This window comes from Methylorubrum subtropicum, assembly GCF_038442325.1.
GTDB classification, from domain to species: Bacteria; Pseudomonadota; Alphaproteobacteria; order Rhizobiales; family Beijerinckiaceae; genus Methylobacterium; species Methylobacterium subtropicum.
Genome location: NZ_JBBXMW010000014.1, coordinates 24858 through 45165 on the forward strand (window position 1 = coordinate 24858; position 20308 = coordinate 45165).

The following is a 20308-nucleotide window of genomic DNA, read 5'->3' on the forward strand; positions in this document are numbered from 1 at the left end:
GACTCGATACCGTTGGAGCTGCGGAAGCGGTGGCCGTCTGAGGTGTCTGCGGCGAGAGTTAGGAGGTATCAGCTGAACGACCGCCCTTACGCCCATATCTGATCGTCAATGTGTCCAAACCTGCTGAGAAACGGGAGCATTGGCCACTGGGGTTTTGCAACGGCTCAAGGCATCAACATCCCTTCCGTTCGCGGCATTCAAAGTCGGATGCAATCGGCGGAGGGCCATGGCGACGCAGTATGGACCTTTCCACCCTTCCCCGGGCATGAGGTGGGCGACCATGGCCATGTAGGCTAGAAATTCGTGCTCGAACCCGTGGATGGTGTAGGGACCGTGTGGGAACCGTGGGGATCGTGTAAGCAGCCGGCCATGTCTGCCCGCAACACGCTCACTGTCCCCCTCGCGCTGGAACTCCGGGCCTTCGCCGGCCGCTTAGCTAGCTGCCGCTACGCCAACGTCCGCGAGGTCGGCCACGCCGCTCCGCGGCTGGGGAAGCGCAACAGTATCGACCTGAGGATTGCGCGGGAAAGGACGGCCCAGAGCAGCGGGGCGGACCGCTGAGATGACGGTCGCAGATGATGAGGCCGCCAGGCTCGCGGCCCTCGATAGCTATGGCGTCCTCGACACCCCGCCTGAGGAGGGCTTCGACGAGGTGGCGCGGCTCGCCTCCGCTGTCTGCGGCACGCCCATCGCGGTGGTGAACCTGATCGGTGAGGGGCGACAGTTCTTCAAGGCCGAGGTCGGGCTCGGAGTGCGCTCGACGCCACTGGAGAGCTCCTTCTGCGCCAAGGCGATCCTGGAGGACGAGTTCCTGATCGTCCCGGACGCGACCAAGGACCCACGGTTCATTTGCAATCCCCTCGTCACCGGCGAGCCTGGCCTGCGCTTCTACGCCGGGGCGCTGCTGAGGACAGAGGAGGGCCACGCGGTTGGCACCGTCTGCGTGCTCGATTTCCAGCCGCGCGAACTGACGACGTTGCAGGAACAGACCCTCAGGGTTCTCGCGTGTCCGCCGTCAGCACTCCTGAGACAGATTGAGGGTCTTCACGAACGGAGGATGGCTGGTTCATCGTAGCCCCCAGGAGCGAAGATGAAACAGACGTCCGGGCCGGCGCGGAAGCCGGCAGAAGCCGTGATCAAGGATATCCGCCGCGCGACACGCCGGCAGTTCTCGGCCGAGGAGAAGATCCGCATCGTGCTGGAAGGGCTGCGCGGTGAGGACAGCATCGCCGAGCTGTGCCGGCGTGAGGGCATCGCCAGCTCGATGTACTATGGCTGGTCCAAGGAGTTCCTGGAAGCCGGCAAGAAGCGGCTGGCCGGCGACACGGCCCGTGCCGCGACCGCCGACGAGGTCAAGGACCTGCGTCGCGAGGCGGGTGCGCTGAAGGAAGTCGTGGCCGACCTCGTGCTGGAGAACCGCCTGCTCAAAAACAGCATGACCGCGGCTGGGGGCGACGAGGCATGAGGTACCCGGCCTCTGAGAAGCTGGAGATCATCCAGTTGGTCGAGCAGTCTCACCTGCCGGTGCGTGCTACCCTGGAGAAGCTCGCCATCCCGCGCGCCACCTTCTACCGCTGGTATGACGCCTTCCAGTGCGGCGGCCCCGAGGCATTGGCGGATCGTCCCTCGCGGCCCAGCCGGGTCTGGAACCGTCTGCCGGCAGAGATCCGCGAGCAGATCGTCGCCCTCGCACTGGAGGAGCCAGAGCTCAGCCCGCGCGAACTGGCGGTGCGCTTCACCGACGAGCGGCGCTACTTCGTCTCGGAAGCCACCGTCTACCGCCTGCTCAAAGCCCAGGACCTGATCACCAGCCCGGCCTACATCGTCGTCAAAGCCGCCGATGCGTTCCACGACAAGACGACCGCGCCCAACCAGCTCTGGCAGACGGACTTCACCTACCTGAAGGTGGTCGGCTGGGGCTGGTACTACCTCTCGACCGTGCTCGACGACTTCTCGCGCTACATCGTGGCGTGGAAGCTGTGCACGACGATGCAGGTCGGCGACGTCACCGCCACGCTCGACCTTGCGCTGACCGCCGCTGGCCTCGATCAGGTGCAGGTGGTGCATCGCCCGAGGCTGCTGACCGACAATGGATCGAGCTACGTCGCGGGTGATCTGGCCGACTGGCTCGGCAGCCGGGGTATGACCCACATCCGCGGTGCCCCGCGCCATCCGCAGACGCAGGGCAAGATTGAGCGCTGGCACCAGACGCTCAAGAACCGCATTCTACTCGAACACGCCTACCTGCCCGGCGAATCGGAGGCGCGGGTTGCCGCCTTTGTCGAGCACTACAACCACGCTCGGGCTCACGAGAGCCTGGGCAACCTCACCCCTGCCGACGTCTACTTCGGCCGCGGCGAGGCCATCCTGCAGGAGCGGGCGCGGATCAAGCGTCAGACCCTCATGGACCGCCGCTTGCGTCACCACGCGCAGGCTGCCTAACCTCTCAACCAAGGTGGACCAGAGCCTCCGTTCCTGAGCACCGCAAACCGTCTCAAATCATCTGACGACGGACATTTGTCAAACATATACGGTATTCTCATATGTACGGCGCAGGCGCAGAGGCCGCATGGCATAATCTGCGAAGAGCGTCATAATATCAGATCGCATGGCTCGAACTATAATTACCAGCACAATGCCGAAATAATCTTCAATACTTAAAAAAATTATTCGATATTATTTGCATAATTTGCGCGAAGATTTGTCGTTGCAGCCAGGTAAATTTTTCGGAGGCGTATAATTACCCTAATCGAGTCGCCCCAAGACGCTTGCATGGCAGCCGCTTGCAATTAGAACATAAAGCGAACAAACTGATAATGTGCCTCATCGGCAGCTCCTGACAGAGGTCAGGTGCAACGGATCAGTCACTCAAATGCGCGATCATGCCGTTCTCCCGTACGCGTTGCGTCGCAGGCCAGAGCCGGGGCAAATGGGGGAGTGTCGCGTCAGTCGGGAACCCATGATGGAAGATTACGACAAGCTGAGTCGCGAGGACCTGATCAGGGCGCTGATGGACCGCGACAGCCAGGACCTCGGCGGCATCCGCATGTCCTACCCCGGGCAGCGGCCGCCTTGGCAGATCGTGCGGCAGGTCCAACCCCGGTCGCAACGCATTGAGCGCAAGCTCTGTCACGGCACCGAGGCCGAGCAGTGCGAGAACCTCGTGATCGAGGGCGAGAACTTGCAGGCTATGGTCAGCCTCTACAAGTATCGCGGACAGGTCGATTTAATCGTCACGGACCCGCCCTTCAACACTGGCAAGGACTTCCGATACAACGACCGCTGGGACGAAGACCCCAACGACCCTGACCTCGGCAAGCTCGTCCCAACGGACGACGGGTCGCGCCACTCGAAGTGGCTGCGTTTCATGGTCCCGCGCATCTGGGTGATGCGTGAGATGCTCAAGCCGACTGGCGTCCTGGCAATCTGCATCGACCACCGCGAGCTCTTCCGACTTGGCATGTTGCTCGACGAGATTTTTGGTGAAAGCAATCGGCTAGCCATCATTAACTGGCAGAAGACCACGTCCAAGAACGACGCGAAACATGTTTCCAACACGACCGAGTACGTGCTGGTCTACGCCAAGAACGAGGAGCGGGTAAAGACCGGCTTGTTGGAGCGGACCCACAAGACCAACAAACGTTTCAACAACGCCGACAACGACCCGGATGGGGACTGGCAGTGGGGGGACCTGACGGCGGCCACACAGTCGGCGTCCACGGTCTTCTCAATCCAGTCCCCCTTCACGGGCGAGCTCTTTGATCCCGGTCGGCGCGCCTGGGCGAATCGCAAGTCGCAGATCAAGGAATGGCTGGAACTCTGGGGCACGCCGTACCAGGAGGTTGATCTGGGCGACGGCATGGCGAAGGCGCTGGTGCTGAAAGGCTGGTCGCCGAAGGGGTCTGAGGACCGCCGGAGGGAGATCGTCCGGACGGCGTCGGCGAAGGCGCACGCCCGCCTCGCGCAGAACAACTGGCCTGTGCTCTACTTTGGGCAGGACGGCCTCGGCCGGCCGGCCAAGAAGCATCACATCAAGAAGCTGAAGGCCGGGGCGGTCCCGATCACCTTTTGGGTCGATGCGGAGGAGCCCCCAATTGAGATCGGCAGCACGTCATGGACCGCGTCCGAGAGTGGTCGCAGCCGTGAAGGTGTCGAAGAGCTTCAGGCCGTTCTCGGCAAGAGCGCAGCGTTCGAGACGGTGAAGCCGCTCAAGCTCATCCGCAAGATCATACAAATCTGGTGCCCGAAAAGCGGGATCGCGCTCGACCCCTTCGCGGGGACGGGGACGACGGGGCACGCCATCCTCCAACTGAACGCCGAGACGGGGGCCGAGCGCCGCTTCATCCTGATTGAGCAGGGGCGACCCGAGCGGGGGGATGCCTACGCGCGCACGCTCACCGCCGAACGCCTGAAGCGTGCGCTCGCCGGCGAGGTGGTCGACGACGCCGGCGAGATCGTTGCCGGAGCGTCACCGCTTCCCGGCGGGTTTCGCTTCTCGAAGCTCATGTCGAAGGTCGACGCGGCCGCGGTGCTCGCGCTTGAACGCGAGGAGATGATCGACCTCCTGCTGACCAGCCACTGGGACCGTGGCGAGCGCGGCGCGTCCCACCTGCAGCGCCTGCCGGCTGGTTCGCATCAGCATCTGTTCGCCCGCAGCGGCCGCGGCGAGGGCTACTTCCTCGTGTGGAACGGGCCCGACAAACCATCCGTACTGAATCGGGAGGCGTTCCGCGCCATCGCGAAGGAGGCACAGGAGGAGGGGCTGACCCAGCCGTTCCACGTTTACGCGCGCATCTCGACGTACAGTGGTCCAAACACGGAGTTCTACCAGATCCCGAACCGCATCCTTGAGAAGCTCGGCTTCAACGAGGCCTTCTCGCAGTACGGGACGGCCGTGGAAGCCCAGCAGGCCCGCGAGGACGCCGCATGAACATCGAGCTGCTCCCGTACCAGGCCCGTGCCGCCGACCAGATCGCCCGTCGTTATGCCACCCTGACCACGGACCCCGAACGCCCGTGGGAGAAGCAAAACTGGGCGACACCCTTCTACCAAGCGTTGTCGGCGCTGACCGGCTCCGGCAAGACGGCCATCTTGGCCGACGCGGTCGCGCAACTCCGGACGCAGATGGTGGGCGAGCCCATCGTTCTCTGGATTTCGAAGGCGAAGGCGGTGGTCGAGCAGACCTTCGCAAACTTGTCGTCCGGCGGAAAGTACAGGGGCTTGGTTGAGGGGTTTCTCGTTGAGCAGATGAGCAACATCGACGAGTCCCGGGTACGTGACGGCAGCCAGCCCGTGATCGCTCTAACGACCGTCGGCGCGTTCAATCAGGAGAAGCGGGGCGAGGGCTCACTTAAAGTCCACAAGGTCACGCGAGACAGCGGCGAGGCGTCGCTCTGGCACAGGCTGCGGGAGCGCAAGGACGCCGACGGCAATCGCCGTCCGTTGCTGATCGTGTACGACGAAGCGCAGAACCTCGCGGACCAGCAGGTCGACCTGCTGTTCGAGCTTGAACCCGACGCGATCCTCGTAGCATCGGCGACGATGAAGACGCCGGGCAAGCTGGGCCGGATCATCGACCGCCTAACCTACGCCGGGTGGACTGACGCTGTCGGCGACGGTGAGGACCAGCCAGAGCGCGGCTTGGTAACGGCGGTCCCGAGCGGTGCGGTTGTAGAGGCCGGCCTCGTGAAGCGCCAAGTCGTCCTCGGCGGCTACGCCACCGAGATGGAGACGGCGCTCAACGACATGATGGCTGAGTTCCGGGCAACGACCGAGAAGGCCATCGACCTTTCTGCCGGATTCCTACCTAAAGCGATCTACGTCTGCCGCACCAACATCAACGCGGAGGACGGCAGCACGGACATGCCCACGAAGCCGTTTCGGGAACGCAAGGCGCCTCCGATCCTGATCTGGCGTCACCTTGTCGAGCAACTCGGCGTAGACCCCACCGAAATCGCGGTCTACTGCGACCTCAAGCTCGACCGAAAGTACAACCCGCCCCCGCCCGGCTTCGTCCTCTTCTCGGGCGGCGAGGACGACTTCGCGGCCTTCAGCGAGGGGCCGTACAGGCATATCATCTTCAACCTGTCCCTCCAGGAGGGGTGGGACGATCCGGCGTGCGCCTTCGCCTACATTGACAAGAGTATGGGCAGCGCCATTCAAGCTGAGCAGGTCATCGGTCGCGTACTCCGGCAGCCCGGCGCCCGGCACTATCCCGACCCCGATTTGAACACTGCGAATTTCTACATTCGCATCGACAATAGGCAGGAGTTTCCCCGTATCCTAGAGGCAGTTCGTCGGAAGGTCGCTGCGGAGATGCCAGAAGTGAAGCTCGAAGGCTTCAGTGATCCGCGTGAGCGCAGTCGGGCAAGGCTTGAACCCAAGTCGGTTTTGACCATCCCGGAGATCCACATTGACGCCGACGACGCTGTTGGGCCGCTGCAGGAGGTCATCTCCCTGATCCCCGACTATACGCGGGATGCAGTCAACGTGGTGGGGCCCGGCGAGCTAACCCGCGCGCGCCAGCGGGTCGGAGACGGTTCGGCGGCGGAAATTGTAACCGAGCAACGGGAGCACTCGAACCGTGTGGTCGCGCGGTGGGTAGTGCGAAGGGCTATGCAGGCGAGCTACCCAGAGGCGGCGAAGACGGTGGACTGGGCGGACCCCCGGTTTGAGGCCCTGGTTGAGATCACCAGCCGCGCGGCTGCGGACCTTAGGGACCGCGCCGAGCGCCTCGTTGATACCTTCATCGACAACGCTGACCTGACGTTCGAGGACAGCAACCCGTACACCGTCGCGTCCGTGCTCACCAAACCGGACAAGGTCGAGCCTTTCCTGAACGCAGGACATAAGGGCTACAGCGACCTCAGCGACATTGAGATGGAGTGTGCCAAGGCCATCGACGCGCTCGGCCTGACCTGGGTGCGCAACCCATCGAACGGCGGCTACTCGATTCCGCTTTTGGAAAAGGGAGGCTCGCGTCGTTTTTATCCAGACTTCGTTGTTTGGAAGGACGACCTTGTCTACGCGCTCGACCCCAAAGGCAAGCACTTGATCAAAAACGACGCTTCTGTGAAGCTGATGTCGATCCGCGACGAGACTGGTAAGGAGCGGGTGCTGGTCCGTCTGATTACCGAGGGCAAATGGAAGTACGACCCAATCCGAGAGGGAACCCGTGATGGGTTCTCGGTATGGCGGATAAACGCGGCCGGGAAGCCACGCTGCACGCACCACGACACGATGGAGGCGGCCGTTAGGAAGGCTCTCGACTTGTGATGCCGCTGTGGTTCATCGCTCCTTCCGGTGACAGCGACGCTGTACGTATTAATTGGACGCGGGAGGTGCTCATAGAGTCAGGGGGCCGGGTAGCCAATCTTTGTCGTTTGCTGACCTCACCCAGAATGGAAAATAATGTGATAACCAAAAAAAGCGAAAGAAGATCAAGATTGCTGTCTGATTGATGCTACCCCCAATCCAGTCCGCGTAGGCCTTGAGCGAACTCAGCATCCAGGTCTGATGTAACCTCGGACGGTTGCCCTTCAATTATCCGATCTACCGCGGCGTATTCGATCTAGTTTCTAGAGGTCGCCTGCAATTGGCGAACTTTACTTCCGACATCGAAGTCCAATGCGCGCAACCGCATGAACGCGCGTTCTCAGAGTGCGCGTCGGCGCCGAGCGTTTGCTTGGCTCCTCAATCGCTTAGCGGCAGCTTGACGGAAGCCCTCTACGGGTACACCCATGAGCGCCAGAGCTCGACGATCATGGCACGACGTTAGGTCTGTTCACGACCAATGGCCCTGACGGAATCTTCTCGAGCTCGCGCTTCATCGCCCTAACGTCGTACTCGCCGTACTGATCACCAACGGAGCGATGCGCGTGACCGGTGATAGCATCGGTCACATCGCTGGCGAGGCCGTGGTTGCGCGCGAGCGTCTTGAACCGGTGCCGCCAGGAATGATTCGGTGCAAGCCGTGAGTCGGTTAGCCCAAGGCTGCGCACCCATCGCCCAAGGATTTTAGTACCGTTGCCGCCGCGCTTGCCGAACTTGTCTGGTGGCAAGTCGGGGAACAGCGGACCGACCCCGCGCCCGCGCACATAGTCGAGGAGGCCTGCGGCGATGAGCGCCGAGTGCAGGGGCACTGTGCGCTCCGAACCGACATTTTTAAGCGAGCCGGCCTCGGCATCGAAGCGCATCACCGCGACGCCGTCGATTTCGCTGAAATCCCCAACGCGTAATTGGCAGACCTCCGACAGCCGAGCGCCCGAGTATGCGCACACCAGCGGCACCCACCGCTTGACCGGGTCGCGCTCGCCCGCCGCTGCCGCGAGGATCTGAGCCGCCTCGGCGTCCTTGAAGCCGCGCTTGCCCTGGCCCGGCTTCTGCTTGACGCTGATGGTGATGCGCTCGGCTGGGTTCTCGGGAAGCCGTCTGTTGTCGACACCCCAGCGCAGCACCGCCCGCACCGGCGCCAAACGGCTCTCACGGATGGTCTTCGCGGATAGTCCCGATGCGACGAGGCTGTCCTTCCAGGCGACGAGCTTGTCGGCTGTGACCCGCGTGGCATCGTCGTCGCCGAGGAACACGGCAAGCTGCTGCATGACCCGCGTCCAGTCGTAGACCGTCTTCTCCACCGGCTTGCGCTCGGCAGCCCACCCCTTCACCAGGTCGTCGAATAGGACCTTTGCCGTCGGCGTCGGGCGCGGCACGGGCGGTCGACCCGCGAACGGTGCACGCTCAGGCAGCGTCTGCGCCGCGTCGCCGAGCGCGTGCCGTTCGAGGGTCAGGCTCGCGCGCTGAATCGCTGCCGCGACCGCCTGAGCCAGCGTGCGGCGTCCGTCAGCGTCGAGCTGCAGGCCCTTTTTCGTGATCAGGAAGTCGGCCTGCTTGAGGCACCACGCCTCCATGTCGTCCTCCCCCCGGTCGGCGTAGGCGCCATGCAGAACCTGATGGACGACGTCGGGACGGCCCCACAGCCCGACCCGGCGGGGCTGCCACAGGCGCGCGAAAAGGTCAGTACGCCAAAAATTCTGGCTCGGGTTGTCGCGGTGCAGGGCGATCCAACGGTCGTGGGCCGGGGCGGCTAGTTCGTGCGCCTCGCGCTCGCTCAGCTCCTGCGGGCCAGATGCAAGCGTCGCCCAGCGCGCCTCGATCTCGCGGATCGCATCAGCGAATCGGGCGCGGGCGACCTCGGCATCCTTCGTGCGCAGGCTGAGCTTTTCGATGGCTCGGCCGACAAGCGGCTGCAGCTGAGCAGGGACGGCCTTGCGGACGTAGTAGATGCCGCTGTCGGGATGCTTCCAGGGACGTGCCATCGGTAAGGGCATATGTACCACCCGAATGTACCAGTCGGGCCGTACGAACACGTTGCGTATCAGCAACTTACCGTGACGATTAAGCTTTTAGCAAGACTGGCGGAGAGGGGGTCAGCCAACGGCCCGAAGCAGGCCGACTGAAAGGCAAGCCGGACCAACGGCATAACGGTTCGTCGCTCCGCCTGCTGTATGACGCAAGGAATGACGGTGCGGCTCGCGCCGTTGAGACCATCGAACAGAAGCGCGTGCGCATCTGGTGCCGCAAGCTCAGGCTCTACGGATCAGCCGGCCCCGCTCCCCTCGGCGCTACGCCGCCGCGCATTGGACCCCAGCGCCAAGCCCCGCAGCGGCCGAAGGTCAGCGCCCTCCCCGAACTTCATGTTGATGACCTTGAGCGCCTATGGTCTCACGTCGAGCTTCACGGGCCCAACGAATGCTGGCCGTGGACGGCGGCCAAATCATCCAAGGGCTACGGTCGCTTCAAGGTCGCCGGGAAGCTCTATTCCCCGCACCGGCTGATCTACGCGCAGTACCGCGAGCCCATCGTGAACGTGCAGGAGCGCCACGGGTCCGTGGTCATGCACTCCTGCGACAACCCGGCCTGCTGCAACCCCAAGCACCTATCCCTTGGCCGTCAGGTCGAGAACGTCGCCGACATGATCGCGAAGGGTCGCGGCGGCTGGAGGCGGTCGTCATCCACCGCGGCAGATAAGTCGGAGGCCAGCCATGCCGTTTGATCCCGAAGCCGTTGCCAGGGCGTTCCCGGCCGGCCCCCTCCCTCTGACCGGGGAGGCAAGCGCATGATCTCGCTCTCCACCCTGTTTCGCCTCTTCGGCGGTCGCTGCTTCTACTGCAACTGCGAGACGTGGCTGCCGATGGCGGCGAGCCGCGCCAAAATGAAACGACGGTTCGGTATCGCAACGAACGCGCCGGGCTCGGCGAAGGCGATGGAGTACCGCCGGGCGACCCGAGAGCATGTCGTCCGCGTCGCTGATGGCGGCACAAACGGATGGCGCAACCTCGTGCTGTGCTGCCGGTTCTGCAACGAGTCGCGAGGGACGACGCCCTCCGACGAATACAAGGCTGTCGTCGCCGCAGCAATCCAGGCCGGTCTGCATCCGAACCACGGCGCACCGCTGGCGCTGCCGAAAAAGGCGCTGCGCCGCGCGCGCCGCGAGATCGGGATGTACGGCCCGGAGGCGAGCCATGCCAACTAGCCTCGCTCCTAAAGGCTTTGCCAGGGCGTTCTCCGCCCGGCCTCTCTCCTGCGCAGGGAGGGGGTGATGGCCGCCAAACGCCCCCTTCACGTCGGCTGCTCGCCGCTCACGAAGAGGATCTACGCCGGCAGCAAAAGCGCGGACGGCAAGCTCTGGCTGAGCGATCAGACCGACGTGACGACGGAAGCGTTGCTGGCCGTCGTTGAGGCAATCGGCCCTGGCTACAAGCAGGCCCTCATAGCTACGAACGGCGGCCCGTCATTTGAGATTGAGGTGCGGCAGATACCCGCGCCCGAGTCGGCGACGGAGGCCAAGCCATGACCCCGCGTCAACTAGAACTCGCTCGCCACGCGCTCGGCCTGCCGAACCGCACGCGCCGATCCTACCGCAACCGCTTCCTCGCGGGCGGCGAAAGTCCCGAATGGCGCGCCATGGTGGCCGCTGGCCAAGCTGAGCGTGCTGAGCCGGATGAGCATGGCCGCACATGGTTCTGGCTGACCACGGCAGGAGCGCTCGCTGCACTCGGCAAGGGTGAGCGCCTGTGCCCCGAGGATTTCCCGCCGGCTGAGGTTCGTCGGGCGCGCAAATCTATTCCCACCCCGTCATCCACCACAGCAGAGCAGGGAGCCTGAGATATGGGACAGACCTTCGCAATCGGCGACATCCACGGTCGCTTCGACCTGTTCACCCGTGCCGTTGACGAGATCAGTCGGCGCGGCGGTGGGACCGTCGTCTTTCTCGGCGACTACGTGGATCGCGGGCCGCAGAGCCGCGAGGTGATCGAGTCCCTGATGGCCGGGCCGCCGGAAGGGCAGGAATGGGTCTGCCTCAAGGGCAACCACGAGGACATGATGGTGCAGACCGTCATGGAGCCCTTGGAGCCGGAATGGTGGATCGGCAACGGCGGCGGCGCAACCGTCGCGTCCTACGGCGGGGCGGTGCCGCTCGCGCATGTCCGGTGGGCCGCAAGCCTGCCGCTGAGCCGCGAGACCCGACACCGCATCTTCTGTCATGCAGGCGGCGATCCGAGCTTCGGCATGGCCGATCAGACCGAGAAGTCACTGCTCTGGTTCCGGTGCCCGCGCGGCGTGGACTACAGCATTGACGGCAAGCACGTCGTTCACGGCCACACGCCGTTCACCGACGGCCCGGTCTGCCTGCCGAACCGGACCAACCTCGACACAGGCGCCTTCGCGTCGGGGCGGCTGTCGGTCGCCTGCTTCGACGATGACACGCCCGGCGGGCCTATCGAGGCGTTCGTCGTGACGATGGACGGCGCCCATTCCCTCTCCCCACAGATCGCCCCTGACCGGCTTCCTGTGTGCGGCACGGGGAGGGAAGGGTGATGGACCTTGATCCTCGAACCGGCAACTGGCGCGGCATCCACTCCGCGCCGAGAGACGGCAGCCTGATCTGGGTCATGGACCCAAACTGCGGCGCCTTTGTCATGCGGTGGGACGATGAGGAGACCAACCCGATGTTCTCGGACGCGACCGGCATGTGGGTAGCGAGCGACGGCAGCATGACGTGGTGCGAGGATACCGATGCCGGGCCGACATGGTGGAAGCCCTGTGCGCAATAGGCCCTCACCACCCCTCCCCTCTCCACAGCACAGCAGGAGGCTTGAGCCATGGGCTTGCCCTCGAACTTTGAGGCCGAAGTGAAGCGCCGCTTGGCTGGCATTCACGGGCTCTTCCGATCCGAGATGAAGGTGCTGCTGCTGATCGACAGCGGCGACGCCGAGACCTCTCTAATGATCGGCAACGCCGACAGCGAGACCGCCATCCAACGCATCCGGGAGCTTGAGGCGATAGCGGCTCCCGATGGCCCCGACCCCTCCGCCCGGCCCGCGCCTCTCGCTAGGGAGGGGAGCCATGGGTGAGAGAGGTTCAGGGCGCGCCCCGATGGGGACGGGCTCTTGCCGTTCCGGCGATGCCGCCGCAGCGTCATCGTCCCTGCGGGACGGCGATCCCTCGCGCAGCGGCTTCACTCAGGATGACCGCATCGCCGAGATGTTCTTCGACCTCGCCAACGAGGCCGACGACTGCATCGACCCCAAAACATGCCCACGAGCATCCGTCGATTTCAAGCGAATAGCGGATCGAGCCGCAGCTTACGGCTATCTGTTTTACGGCGGCGAGCGCCCTGCGTCAGCGATGGAAGCCGAAGGCCGAGATGCGCAGCAGCTCGGGGCGAAGCCCGACAGCGCGATCGGCAACGCCGAGACGCCCAACCCCCTCCCCCAAAACCACCACGACCGATCAGGGACGGGATCTGAGGTGAAGGAGGATTGAGGATGGACCTGACCGAATTTGCTCGTTTCTACGCACAGTCCGTCAAGCGCCTCGTGCGCTGCCCCTGGAACCCGTTCCCTGCGTGGAGCCCGTGGGGGCAGCAGATCGACCAAGCCTATGGGGACGATCTGGCACGCGCTGAGATGGACCGAAGCATTCATGCTGGCCGAAAGCCCGGTATTATGCAGCAAGCTCACCTAAAAGCGTTGAGGTGAGCGCCCGGAAGGCCGCGCAGAGCGGGTGTTGACTTTTTTCCAGTTTTGCTATGTTTTGTTGAAATACGCACTTTTCAACGGGGGCGACATGCCCGAGGCAGACAATCCGGCCCAAGCGCTAATCGACCACGAGTTCCCGACGCGCCTCAGGCCTCTTATTGGACCCGCCCTTAAGCGGGCGTATGGTGCCGCCGATAGTCTTATCGTTCGGACAGAGTTTCTCGACAACCCGAGCGGTCGATACCAACGCGGTGATCTGATCTGCAAGGCGGCAGAGCACGAATTTAAGAAGCTGATAGAGGCTGGCTCTTTGCCGTTCGAGCCGTCTTGGGAAAATTATGCTTCTCCGACAGGAAAACACTTGGTCATGCGAGGGAGATATTCTCGCATCACTATCAATCAGGTGGAAAAGCCCGATCTTGCGCCGCGCCGCGCAGTATTTCGCGACAATTTTGGCGCTACGAATGCGTCATACTTATTCCCGGAATGGAACAAGTCGCTCAAGGACGAGCAAAACCGGAAGCATATCATTTTGCTTCATGGGCACCGGGAATTGACTTTCGCCACTTTGGGCTTGCCGCATCCGAAGCGAGCCAAGCTCATCTGGGGGACGCCAAACCTCTTGCCAAAAGCGTCAGATGTCGAGGATGAGAAGCCCGATGCGGCGACGAGCGTTCCCCCGGAAGAGGGACCGACCCATTCGCCCGATCCCGAAGCTATCGAAAATCTCCTGAAGCTCATCCGCGACCAAACTTAATGCGCAACGTTGTCCGCTTCCCAGATCGAACCGGTGGGTTCGTGCCTCAGCGTCTCTCGGAAGCCCGAGTGGCGGTGGCAACGTCGCGCGCTGACCTCGCGCGCCAGCTTGGGATCACCGGCCAAGCAATCGCCTACTACGAGGCCGGGGATCGACGGCCCGACATGGACGTGCTGCTGAAGATCGCAGACATTCTTAATCAACCTGTTTCGTTCTTCCTGAAGCCAACCAAATCCATTGAAGGCGTGCGCGGCGCACGATATTTCAGAAGTGTCGGACCAAAAACAAATAAGGTCAACGCTGCTCTTGAGGCTAAAACAAAATGGCTTTGGGAGCTTTTACAATTTATTATGCGGCATGTTAAGCTGCCTACGCCGAACATTCCGCTTATTGATGAGCGGTATGATATCGACAGCTTGAGCTTTGAGGATGTCGAAGAAATTGCTAGGTGCGTTCGCCGTCATTGGAGCCTGGGCGACGGCCCCATCGCAAACATGATTGCTTTGCTAGAGACGCACGGCATTATAGTATCAAGATTTACTATGGGGTCGGAGAAAATTGATGCCTTTTCATGCTGGATTGAGGGGCGGCCTTACATTTTGCTTGGCTCGGACAAGTCATCCTGCGCGCGATCACGCTTTGATGCCGCTCACGAGTTGGGCCACATCGTGCTTCATAGGCACATCACACAGGAAGATGTCGAAGCTAAATCAATTCGGGACAGAATTGAGCGTGAGGCAAATTGGTTCGCGGGAGCATTCCTGCTTCCGAAGGAATCAATATTGGCAGAGTTCTACTCTACTCGCACGGCGCACCTCATCGGCCTTAAAAAGCGTTGGCGAGTTTCTATGCAAGCCATCGCACATCGATGCAAGAACTTAGGCGTACTAGACGAAGGTCAATACATCGCCTTTAGAAAATACCTTGCCGTGAAGGGCGAGCTTAAAGTTGAGCCATTGGATAATGAGCTTCCGTTAGAGATGCCCGGACTACTAATAAAAGCATGGGCCTTGCTTGTGCAAAGAGGCATCATTCATGAAAACGGGGCAGAGGAAGCAATAGGGTTTTCGCTAGATATGGTGCAAAAGCTTTGTGGATATATGCCTGAGCAGAAGGCAGAAGTTCCAACCTTGCAAATTTTGAACAAAGGTCGCTCTCCGGCATAGGTTCGAGCCAGGAGAGAAAAGCAGTCGGGCCGGAATCACCTCCGGCAAGAGGCAACCCGGCCCGGGAGGCTGACGCGCACGAAGCGGAGGCCGGTTTGCCGCGGGCCGGGCTCACCAAAAGCGCCGTGGCATAGCCTCAAGGGATGACCGAACGAGACCCGACCGCTGATCCCGACGCCGAGGTCTGGTCGTACACCTTCGGCGAGCGCGGGCCGGATTTCCTCCTCACGGTTCGAGGGGAGGCCATCGGACGCGTCTACCTCGTCACCTACCCGGCCGGTCCGACATGGCTATGGGCGATCCACTGCTCGCGGCGCTTCGTCGCTGTCTGGAAGCCGCATATCCCGATCGGCGGAGAGGTCAGGACAAAGGCCGAGGCCGTCGCTGCGTTACGGGGCGCGTGGGAGATCGAGCGAGAATGGCGGTGCGAGCTGCGGGAAGCGAGCGCGACGACGCACGGGTGCTGGCCGCCGGAGGCGCTCCGGGCGGCCTGGCGCGGATACGAAAACCCCCGCTCCAGCTGAGCCGGGCGGGGCGATGGAGGGTGCTATGATTGAAGATGAGCTTACTGATAACTTAAAGGTCGGCGCCTTCTATTGGGTGCTTCCCGTTCTTGATCCGGATACGGAAGAGACTTGGTGGAACGATTGCATGCCAGCACGCTACGCAGGCAATGGACAGTGGTGGTATCTCGACCACGAAGGTGTTTCCGACTGGCCTGTTCGGTGGGTCGGTCCAGAGATCGTGAAGCCGTAAGTGTAGTCGCGCAGGGCCAGGAACAAAAAAGGCGCCGCGGCTGAGGACCGGGGCGCCTTGTGGCGGGCGAAGGGATCGGGCGGCTACGTCGTCCGCTTCTCCCGGTCAGCGTCGTCTAGCGCCCGCTCAATGAGCAGCCGCGCGGCTTCCGACTTGTTCGGAATGGGCCGCTGCCGCGCTCGCCACTCCTCCACGCGCTGAAGAAGCTCCTCGGTCGCAATCACGTTGATGCGGCCCGACGGGCTGTCCTTGCTCAGCTTCGGCGGCACGGTCGTCCCTGAAAAATCTCCTGGCGATCCCATAGCCCTGCCTTGCGCGTTCGTCTATCATGTCATAATGTCAGAATGCACGTTATGGCACAAGGACCGATGCCATGTTCGTTTGGGACGTCGCCGACCGGGCGCTCGACATGATCGGGCTGGGAACGGTGATCTATTGGACCGTCAAAGGCACCCTCTGGGTGTCGCGTCGAGGCAGAAGAGCATGAGCAGCATCGCCAAATTGGGCGGCGCCCTCTGCATTTTGGGGCTCTGGGCCTCGTGCATCGCGGCCTGGGTCACGCACGTCGTGGTCTGCATAAAAGCGTCGGCGTGGGTGCTCCTCGCCTTCGGCTGCATCGTCGCCCCAGTCGGCGTCGTTCACGGCGTCGGCGTCTGGCTCGGCGTCTTCTGACACCCGCCGCAGGGCCGGGATCGCCCTGCACCCTTAACACGGAGACAAGCCATGCTCGGGGCATTCAAGCGCGCGTTCGGTGCCGGCGCTAAAGAGGTGCAGGCGAACTACAGCGAGAACAAGGACTATCTGGAGGCGGTCTGTGCGGCGGGCGCGCTCGTCGCCAATGCCGACGGCGAGATCGAGGACTCGGAGCGGTCCAAGATCGTCCGCACGCTCACGAACCATCCGACGCTCGGCAAGATGTACCAGCAGACGGCCATCGAGCAGGTCGCCGAGACCATGTTCAAGCGCGCCAAGGACGCTTCCGGCCGCCAGCAGCTCGCCCGCGAGCTGGACGACATCAAGACCCGGCCCAACGGCTCGCAGATGGCCGAAGACGTGTACCTCGTGGCGCTCGACATCGCGAACGCCGATGGCGAGCTGGAGCCGGAGGAAGAGGCGGTGCTGAAGAAGATCGCCGCCCGGCTCGGTGTGGACACCGCCAAGTTCGAGTTCTAGGCCGCGACGCCAGAAACGAAAAAGGGCCTGCGGTTCGCGCCGCAGGCCCTTTTTCTGTCCGGAGACCATCTCGGGCGGTCAGCCCCGGTCCCGCTCGTGCGACCGGTTCTCGACCGCCTGTTCGCGTTCGATCAGACCCAGGATTTCCGTCTGCCGCTTGGCCTCTTCCCGGATGATCCGCACGCACTCGGCGATGCGGCCGGTGTCCTCGGCCTGCCGCCGCGCAAGGTCGCGCAGCTCGCGCAGGATGTCGACGGTTTCGCGCGGCCCATGCAGGAACGGCGGCGGCACGTCGGCGATGGTGGCGGGCGCCGGCGCCGGTAGGTGCTCCTTATCGACCCGCGCCCGCGTCACCATCCACCCGATCAGCAGCATGGTGCAGCCGCCCACGAATACCTGAAGGAACTGCTGGGTCGCGATCACGTCCTTGAGAAACGTAACGAGCGCTTCCATTCACTCTAGACCCCCTCAAGTCTCGCAAGGGCCTGTCCGATGCGGCCCTTTCGCGAGGCGCCGTCCAGCACGGCTATGTAGACGGACAGAGCCTCAAACCCGGCCAGCGTGCCGAAGATCGAGATGCTGAGGCTGGGCGCGTGTGCCTCAGCGAAGGCGTCGTAGATCAGGGCAAAGCTGAACTGCCCCATGATGAAGCAGCCCACCGCGGCGCCGAACGCACGGGCATATGCGCCCTTCGGGCCGACCCGCGCGTTGTTGATGAAGCCGTTGAGGAACAGGGCCATCATGCGAACGGCCCCGACGGAGCCGAAAGCGAGCGCCATGTTGGCCTCGCTGAAGCCCATCTCGGCGATCGGGCGAAGAGCCAGCCGCTCCATCGTGTCGCCCGGCATCGCGAGCGTCAGCGCCATGAGCAGCATCATCGTCGCCATGCACCACTCGAACAGGCGATAGGTGCTGTAGGGGCCGGCAGGGTGCACAGGCAGGAGCGGGCGCGGGCGCTGCGGGTTCAGTCCAAGCATCCGGGCTCCAAGCCGGGCGACGGCCTCGGACGCAATCCTGCTTGCAGGCATCGCGGCATCCTGTCGTTTATGGCGTCAGCCATGTCGGGTGCGACCTCATGCGTCGTGCTCGGGATGGTCAGTGGGGCCGCCGTCGCTCCGCCAAGATAGGCGGCGTGCCCCACGCTGCTGCGGGCGAGGCTCAGCCCCGCGCCGCGAGATCAGGGCCCGCCGGCGCATCGGCTGCAGCCGGTAGGACGCCGGCCTTTTCCAGTGCCTTCGGTACCACGGCGTTGGCGTCGGCGCCCTCCTCGAGATGCAGGAGCCGGAACAGCTTACGGGCCACCTCGACCTCGCCGCCGGCCTCCTTCATCACCCACTTGCTCACCGCCGAGGCGTCGGCGCGGTCCACGCCGCGCTGAAGCGCGTTGGCGACGACCGCGGCGCCGACCGGGATGGACACGCTGGCGTCCTTGGTCGCGCCGGCCGTGGCGTTGATGCCGTAGTCGAACCACTTGCGCAGGGTGCGCTCGACCAGCGCCTCGGACAGAAACATCCGCCCGAGGGGGTAGAGCTTGGTCACGACGGCCAGCAGCGCCGCGGTCAGGACCGGCACGAGGATGTCGCGGGCTATCTCGGCGATGGCAACAACCCAGGGCCCCCACGAGAAGACGACGACGGGCTGGCCGTTGACGGTGACGGTCTCCGCCATGGCGGGGGCGCCGCCGATCAGCAGGAGCGCCGCCGCGCCGCAGGTGATGCAGGCGAGCCAGCACAGCCTGCGCAGAAAATCGGCCCACTCGCGGCTTTCGCGGTCGGCCCGCCGCTTAGTGCGCCAGACGTCGAAGGCGACGTAGGCGAAGGCCAGGGCGATGAAGCCGGCGAGCCACAGCCAGTCCTTGGCCGCCACAGGAGCGAGCGAGCATTCGGCGGCCATGGCGGGAGAGCAGACGCAGGCGAGCGCCAGCGCCGCGAGAGAAATCGCGCGGATCATGGTGGTGTCTCTCGATGTGGAAGGGGTGCGCGGCTGGTCCGGCGCGCTCGGGTTGTGCTAGCGTTCGGGCTCGGCGCGGCGGCGGGGGAAGCAGACCCGCGGAATTTCCGATTGCCAGGGTGGACCGTTCCGGCAGCCACGAGCGTCCTCGAACGACAAGACTGCCACCGGCTGGAGTAGCGACCAGCCCGCGCCGATTACGCCTCGCTCACCCCCGCCTTCGCCCCCGCAATCGTCGTCGGCAGCGTGTGCGGGGCGGGCAGCGGAACGTCGGCCGGCCAGCGGAAGGACGTGATTTCGGAGCGCTTGAAGGCCGCCACGTTCACGGCGTCGGCTTGATTGCCGCCCAAGCCGAAAACGTGATCCTTGTTGGCGCCGACGACGAGGAAGACGTGCCCCTGCCAGGCGCTGTTGCCGCGCTTCTTCGTGGCGATGCAGCCGAGGGCCGGGCCCTTCAGCCCGACACCGTAGGCCTCGTAGGACCGGGCCGCGAGGCTACCCGAGGCGGCGTGGCCGGCTCGCCTCAGCACAGCCCCCACGAACGCGGCGCACCACGCCGTGGAATCGGTCTTGATGCCGGGGAAGCCCGCATCGGCGAACAGGCGCACGATCTCGGGGTTGTTGGCCGCGCCCTTGCCCTCCTTCAGGCCGTTCAGCGCCTCGGCCAGCACGAGCCAGCCGGGCTTCTCGACCGATGCGCGCCGCTCGGACAGGTCGGCGCCCTGGAGCGCTGCCTGCGTCTTCGGCCCCGCGATCCCGTCCGGCACCAGCCCGGCCGAACGCTGGAACGCGGTCACGGACGCGATCGTCTTCGGCCCGGCATCGCCATCGGCGCCGGCGGGCCCGAGGTCATACCCGCGCGCGATCAGAGCGCGCTGGATCTCAGCAACGGTCATAGACTTGGCTCCGCAGTTGCCTAGAATGGCAGTCTGATTTGGCGTTGAGGATTTTTACTATGCTTCAGCTTGAAGACGAGCTTGCCAGCCTGCTTCGCCGAAGGTTCGAAAACAAAGTTCAAATTAACGAAAAAACAGGGTGCTGGGAGTGGACCGGTTCAATAACCCCAACAGGCTACGGTCGCTTTAGCTGGCCTAGGCCGCGTTCTGTTGTGCTTGCTCACAGAGCTTCTGTAGTTCTGTACAAAGCTGAAGACCCAAGAGGGAAAGATGTTTGCCATCGGTGCGACAACAGAGCTTGCGTGAACCCGGATCACCTTTTCCTAGGAACACGCTTGGACAACGTCGCAGATGCACGCGCGAAGGGCCGAACCCTGCAAGGAGTTCGATCGCCGAACGCCAAGCTCACCGATGAGGACGTGAGGGAGATCGTGGCCGACATGCGGCCGGGACGAAAAATTGCAGGCTCATATGGGGTCTCGCTTCGGCTCATTCAGGACATCAAGCACGGTCGCCGCTGGCAGCACGTGCTGCATCCCTAGCTCCAGCGTCGTCATGGTGGTGCTCTCC

At 63.5% G+C, this 20308-nt stretch carries 26 protein-coding genes and 2 pseudogenes; 22 read left to right on the top strand and 6 right to left on the bottom strand.

What is annotated here, in order from left to right:
• Positions 1-369: 369 nt before the first annotated feature.
• From AAHG03_RS18465 to AAHG03_RS18485, 5 genes and pseudogenes are all read left to right on the top strand, one after another.
• Positions 370-561: a hypothetical protein gene (locus tag AAHG03_RS18465; protein ID WP_342152273.1), complete on the top strand. Its 192-nt coding sequence runs from the start codon at positions 370-372 to the stop codon at positions 559-561.
• A gap of 1 nt (position 562) precedes the next feature.
• Positions 563-1006, top strand: a pseudogene (locus AAHG03_RS18470) (GAF domain-containing protein); the annotation flags it as partial.
• Positions 1007-1090: 84 nt separating this feature from the next.
• A protein-coding gene (locus tag AAHG03_RS18475; RefSeq protein ID WP_342152274.1) for an IS3 family transposase occupies positions 1091-2442 on the top strand; the annotation gives its coding sequence in 2 pieces (ribosomal slippage) (positions 1091-1426 and positions 1429-2442; 1350 coding nt in all).
• Positions 2443-2962: 520 nt separating this feature from the next.
• Positions 2963-4930, top strand: a complete 1968-nt coding sequence (locus AAHG03_RS18480) for a site-specific DNA-methyltransferase (RefSeq protein WP_342152275.1) — start codon at positions 2963-2965, stop codon at positions 4928-4930.
• Positions 4927-7275, top strand: a complete 2349-nt coding sequence (locus AAHG03_RS18485; RefSeq protein ID WP_342152276.1) for a DEAD/DEAH box helicase family protein — start codon at positions 4927-4929, stop codon at positions 7273-7275. Before AAHG03_RS18480 ends, AAHG03_RS18485 begins: the two co-directional genes overlap by 4 nt.
• 485 nt (positions 7276-7760) lie before the next feature.
• Here the strand turns inward: AAHG03_RS18485 and AAHG03_RS18490 are convergent, their stop codons facing one another.
• Positions 7761-9314 (bottom strand): site-specific integrase, encoded by a 1554-nt coding sequence (locus AAHG03_RS18490; RefSeq protein ID WP_342152277.1) that lies wholly within the window; start codon positions 9312-9314, stop codon positions 7761-7763.
• A gap of 245 nt (positions 9315-9559) precedes the next feature.
• Between AAHG03_RS18490 and AAHG03_RS18495 the strand changes: the two genes are divergently transcribed.
• The 13 genes from AAHG03_RS18495 (at position 9560) to AAHG03_RS18555 (ending at position 15719) form a co-directional block, all read left to right on the top strand.
• Positions 9560-10051, top strand: coding sequence for an HNH endonuclease family protein (locus tag AAHG03_RS18495; protein ID WP_342152278.1), 492 nt, complete (start codon positions 9560-9562; stop codon positions 10049-10051).
• 63 nt (positions 10052-10114) lie between these two features.
• Positions 10115-10531, top strand: coding sequence for an HNH endonuclease (locus AAHG03_RS18500; RefSeq protein WP_342152279.1), 417 nt, complete (start codon positions 10115-10117; stop codon positions 10529-10531).
• Positions 10532-10597: 66 nt separating this feature from the next.
• The gene (locus AAHG03_RS18505; RefSeq protein ID WP_342152280.1) at positions 10598-10852 is read left to right on the top strand and encodes a DUF7446 family protein; all 255 of its coding nucleotides are present in this window, start codon (positions 10598-10600) and stop codon (positions 10850-10852) included.
• Positions 10849-11163, top strand: coding sequence for a hypothetical protein (locus AAHG03_RS18510; protein ID WP_342152282.1), 315 nt, complete (start codon positions 10849-10851; stop codon positions 11161-11163). The genes AAHG03_RS18505 and AAHG03_RS18510 overlap by 4 nt, the downstream gene beginning before the upstream one ends.
• A gap of 3 nt (positions 11164-11166) precedes the next feature.
• Positions 11167-11877 (top strand): metallophosphoesterase family protein, encoded by a 711-nt coding sequence (locus AAHG03_RS18515; RefSeq protein WP_342152283.1) that lies wholly within the window; start codon positions 11167-11169, stop codon positions 11875-11877.
• Positions 11877-12113, top strand: coding sequence for a hypothetical protein (locus AAHG03_RS18520; RefSeq protein WP_342152285.1), 237 nt, complete (start codon positions 11877-11879; stop codon positions 12111-12113). The genes AAHG03_RS18515 and AAHG03_RS18520 overlap by 1 nt, the downstream gene beginning before the upstream one ends.
• A 48-nt stretch (positions 12114-12161) precedes the next feature.
• Positions 12162-12413: a hypothetical protein gene (locus AAHG03_RS18525; protein ID WP_342152286.1), complete on the top strand. Its 252-nt coding sequence runs from the start codon at positions 12162-12164 to the stop codon at positions 12411-12413.
• Positions 12406-12825 carry a hypothetical protein gene (locus AAHG03_RS18530; RefSeq protein ID WP_342152287.1) on the top strand — a complete coding sequence of 140 codons (420 nt, stop codon included), beginning with the start codon at positions 12406-12408 and terminating at the stop codon, positions 12823-12825. The genes AAHG03_RS18525 and AAHG03_RS18530 overlap by 8 nt, the downstream gene beginning before the upstream one ends.
• 2 nt (positions 12826-12827) lie before the next feature.
• Positions 12828-13040, top strand: coding sequence for a hypothetical protein (locus AAHG03_RS18535; RefSeq protein WP_342152288.1), 213 nt, complete (start codon positions 12828-12830; stop codon positions 13038-13040).
• A 28-nt stretch (positions 13041-13068) separates the two neighbouring features.
• Positions 13069-13797 (top strand): hypothetical protein, encoded by a 729-nt coding sequence (locus AAHG03_RS18540; RefSeq protein WP_342152290.1) that lies wholly within the window; start codon positions 13069-13071, stop codon positions 13795-13797.
• Entirely contained in the window at positions 13797-14963 is a 1167-nt protein-coding gene (locus AAHG03_RS18545) for a helix-turn-helix domain-containing protein (RefSeq protein WP_342152291.1), read from the top strand. The genes AAHG03_RS18540 and AAHG03_RS18545 overlap by 1 nt, the downstream gene beginning before the upstream one ends.
• A 143-nt stretch (positions 14964-15106) precedes the next feature.
• Positions 15107-15487, top strand: a complete 381-nt coding sequence (locus AAHG03_RS18550; RefSeq protein ID WP_342152293.1) for a hypothetical protein — start codon at positions 15107-15109, stop codon at positions 15485-15487.
• 25 nt (positions 15488-15512) lie between these two features.
• A complete protein-coding gene (locus AAHG03_RS18555; protein ID WP_342152294.1) occupies positions 15513-15719 on the top strand; it encodes a hypothetical protein in 207 nt (68 codons plus the stop codon).
• An 83-nt stretch (positions 15720-15802) separates the two neighbouring features.
• On the opposite strand, the gene AAHG03_RS18560 is transcribed toward AAHG03_RS18555, so the two are convergent.
• Positions 15803-15988: a hypothetical protein gene (locus tag AAHG03_RS18560; RefSeq protein ID WP_342152296.1), complete on the bottom strand. Its 186-nt coding sequence runs from the start codon at positions 15986-15988 to the stop codon at positions 15803-15805.
• A gap of 214 nt (positions 15989-16202) precedes the next feature.
• Here AAHG03_RS18560 and AAHG03_RS18565 point away from each other — a divergent pair, with 214 nt between their 5' ends.
• Together AAHG03_RS18565 and AAHG03_RS18570 are read left to right on the top strand one after the other, a co-directional pair.
• Positions 16203-16391 (top strand): hypothetical protein, encoded by a 189-nt coding sequence (locus AAHG03_RS18565; protein WP_342152297.1) that lies wholly within the window; start codon positions 16203-16205, stop codon positions 16389-16391.
• 51 nt (positions 16392-16442) lie between these two features.
• Complete coding sequence (locus AAHG03_RS18570) at positions 16443-16892, top strand: tellurite resistance TerB family protein (protein WP_342152298.1); 450 nt, start codon at positions 16443-16445, stop codon at positions 16890-16892.
• Positions 16893-16970: 78 nt separating this feature from the next.
• On the opposite strand, the gene AAHG03_RS18575 is transcribed toward AAHG03_RS18570, so the two are convergent.
• The 4 genes from AAHG03_RS18575 to AAHG03_RS18590 form a co-directional block, all read right to left on the bottom strand.
• On the bottom strand, positions 16971-17315 hold the full coding sequence (locus tag AAHG03_RS18575; RefSeq protein WP_342152299.1) for a hypothetical protein: 345 nt from the start codon (positions 17313-17315) through the stop codon (positions 16971-16973).
• Positions 17316-17350: 35 nt separating this feature from the next.
• On the bottom strand, positions 17351-17869 hold the full coding sequence (locus tag AAHG03_RS18580) for a hypothetical protein (RefSeq protein WP_342152301.1): 519 nt from the start codon (positions 17867-17869) through the stop codon (positions 17351-17353).
• A 181-nt stretch (positions 17870-18050) separates the two neighbouring features.
• The gene (locus AAHG03_RS18585) at positions 18051-18842 is read right to left on the bottom strand and encodes a hypothetical protein (protein ID WP_342152302.1); all 792 of its coding nucleotides are present in this window, start codon (positions 18840-18842) and stop codon (positions 18051-18053) included.
• 197 nt (positions 18843-19039) lie between these two features.
• Entirely contained in the window at positions 19040-19738 is a 699-nt protein-coding gene (locus AAHG03_RS18590) for an NlpC/P60 family protein (RefSeq protein WP_342152303.1), read from the bottom strand.
• A gap of 59 nt (positions 19739-19797) precedes the next feature.
• Here AAHG03_RS18590 and AAHG03_RS27110 point away from each other — a divergent pair.
• Together AAHG03_RS27110 and AAHG03_RS18595 are read left to right on the top strand one after the other, a co-directional pair.
• Positions 19798-20073 (top strand): annotated as a pseudogene (locus AAHG03_RS27110) (HNH endonuclease signature motif containing protein); the annotation flags it as partial.
• Entirely contained in the window at positions 20074-20280 is a 207-nt protein-coding gene (locus AAHG03_RS18595; RefSeq protein WP_342152304.1) for a hypothetical protein, read from the top strand.
• Positions 20281-20308 lie beyond the last annotated feature (28 nt).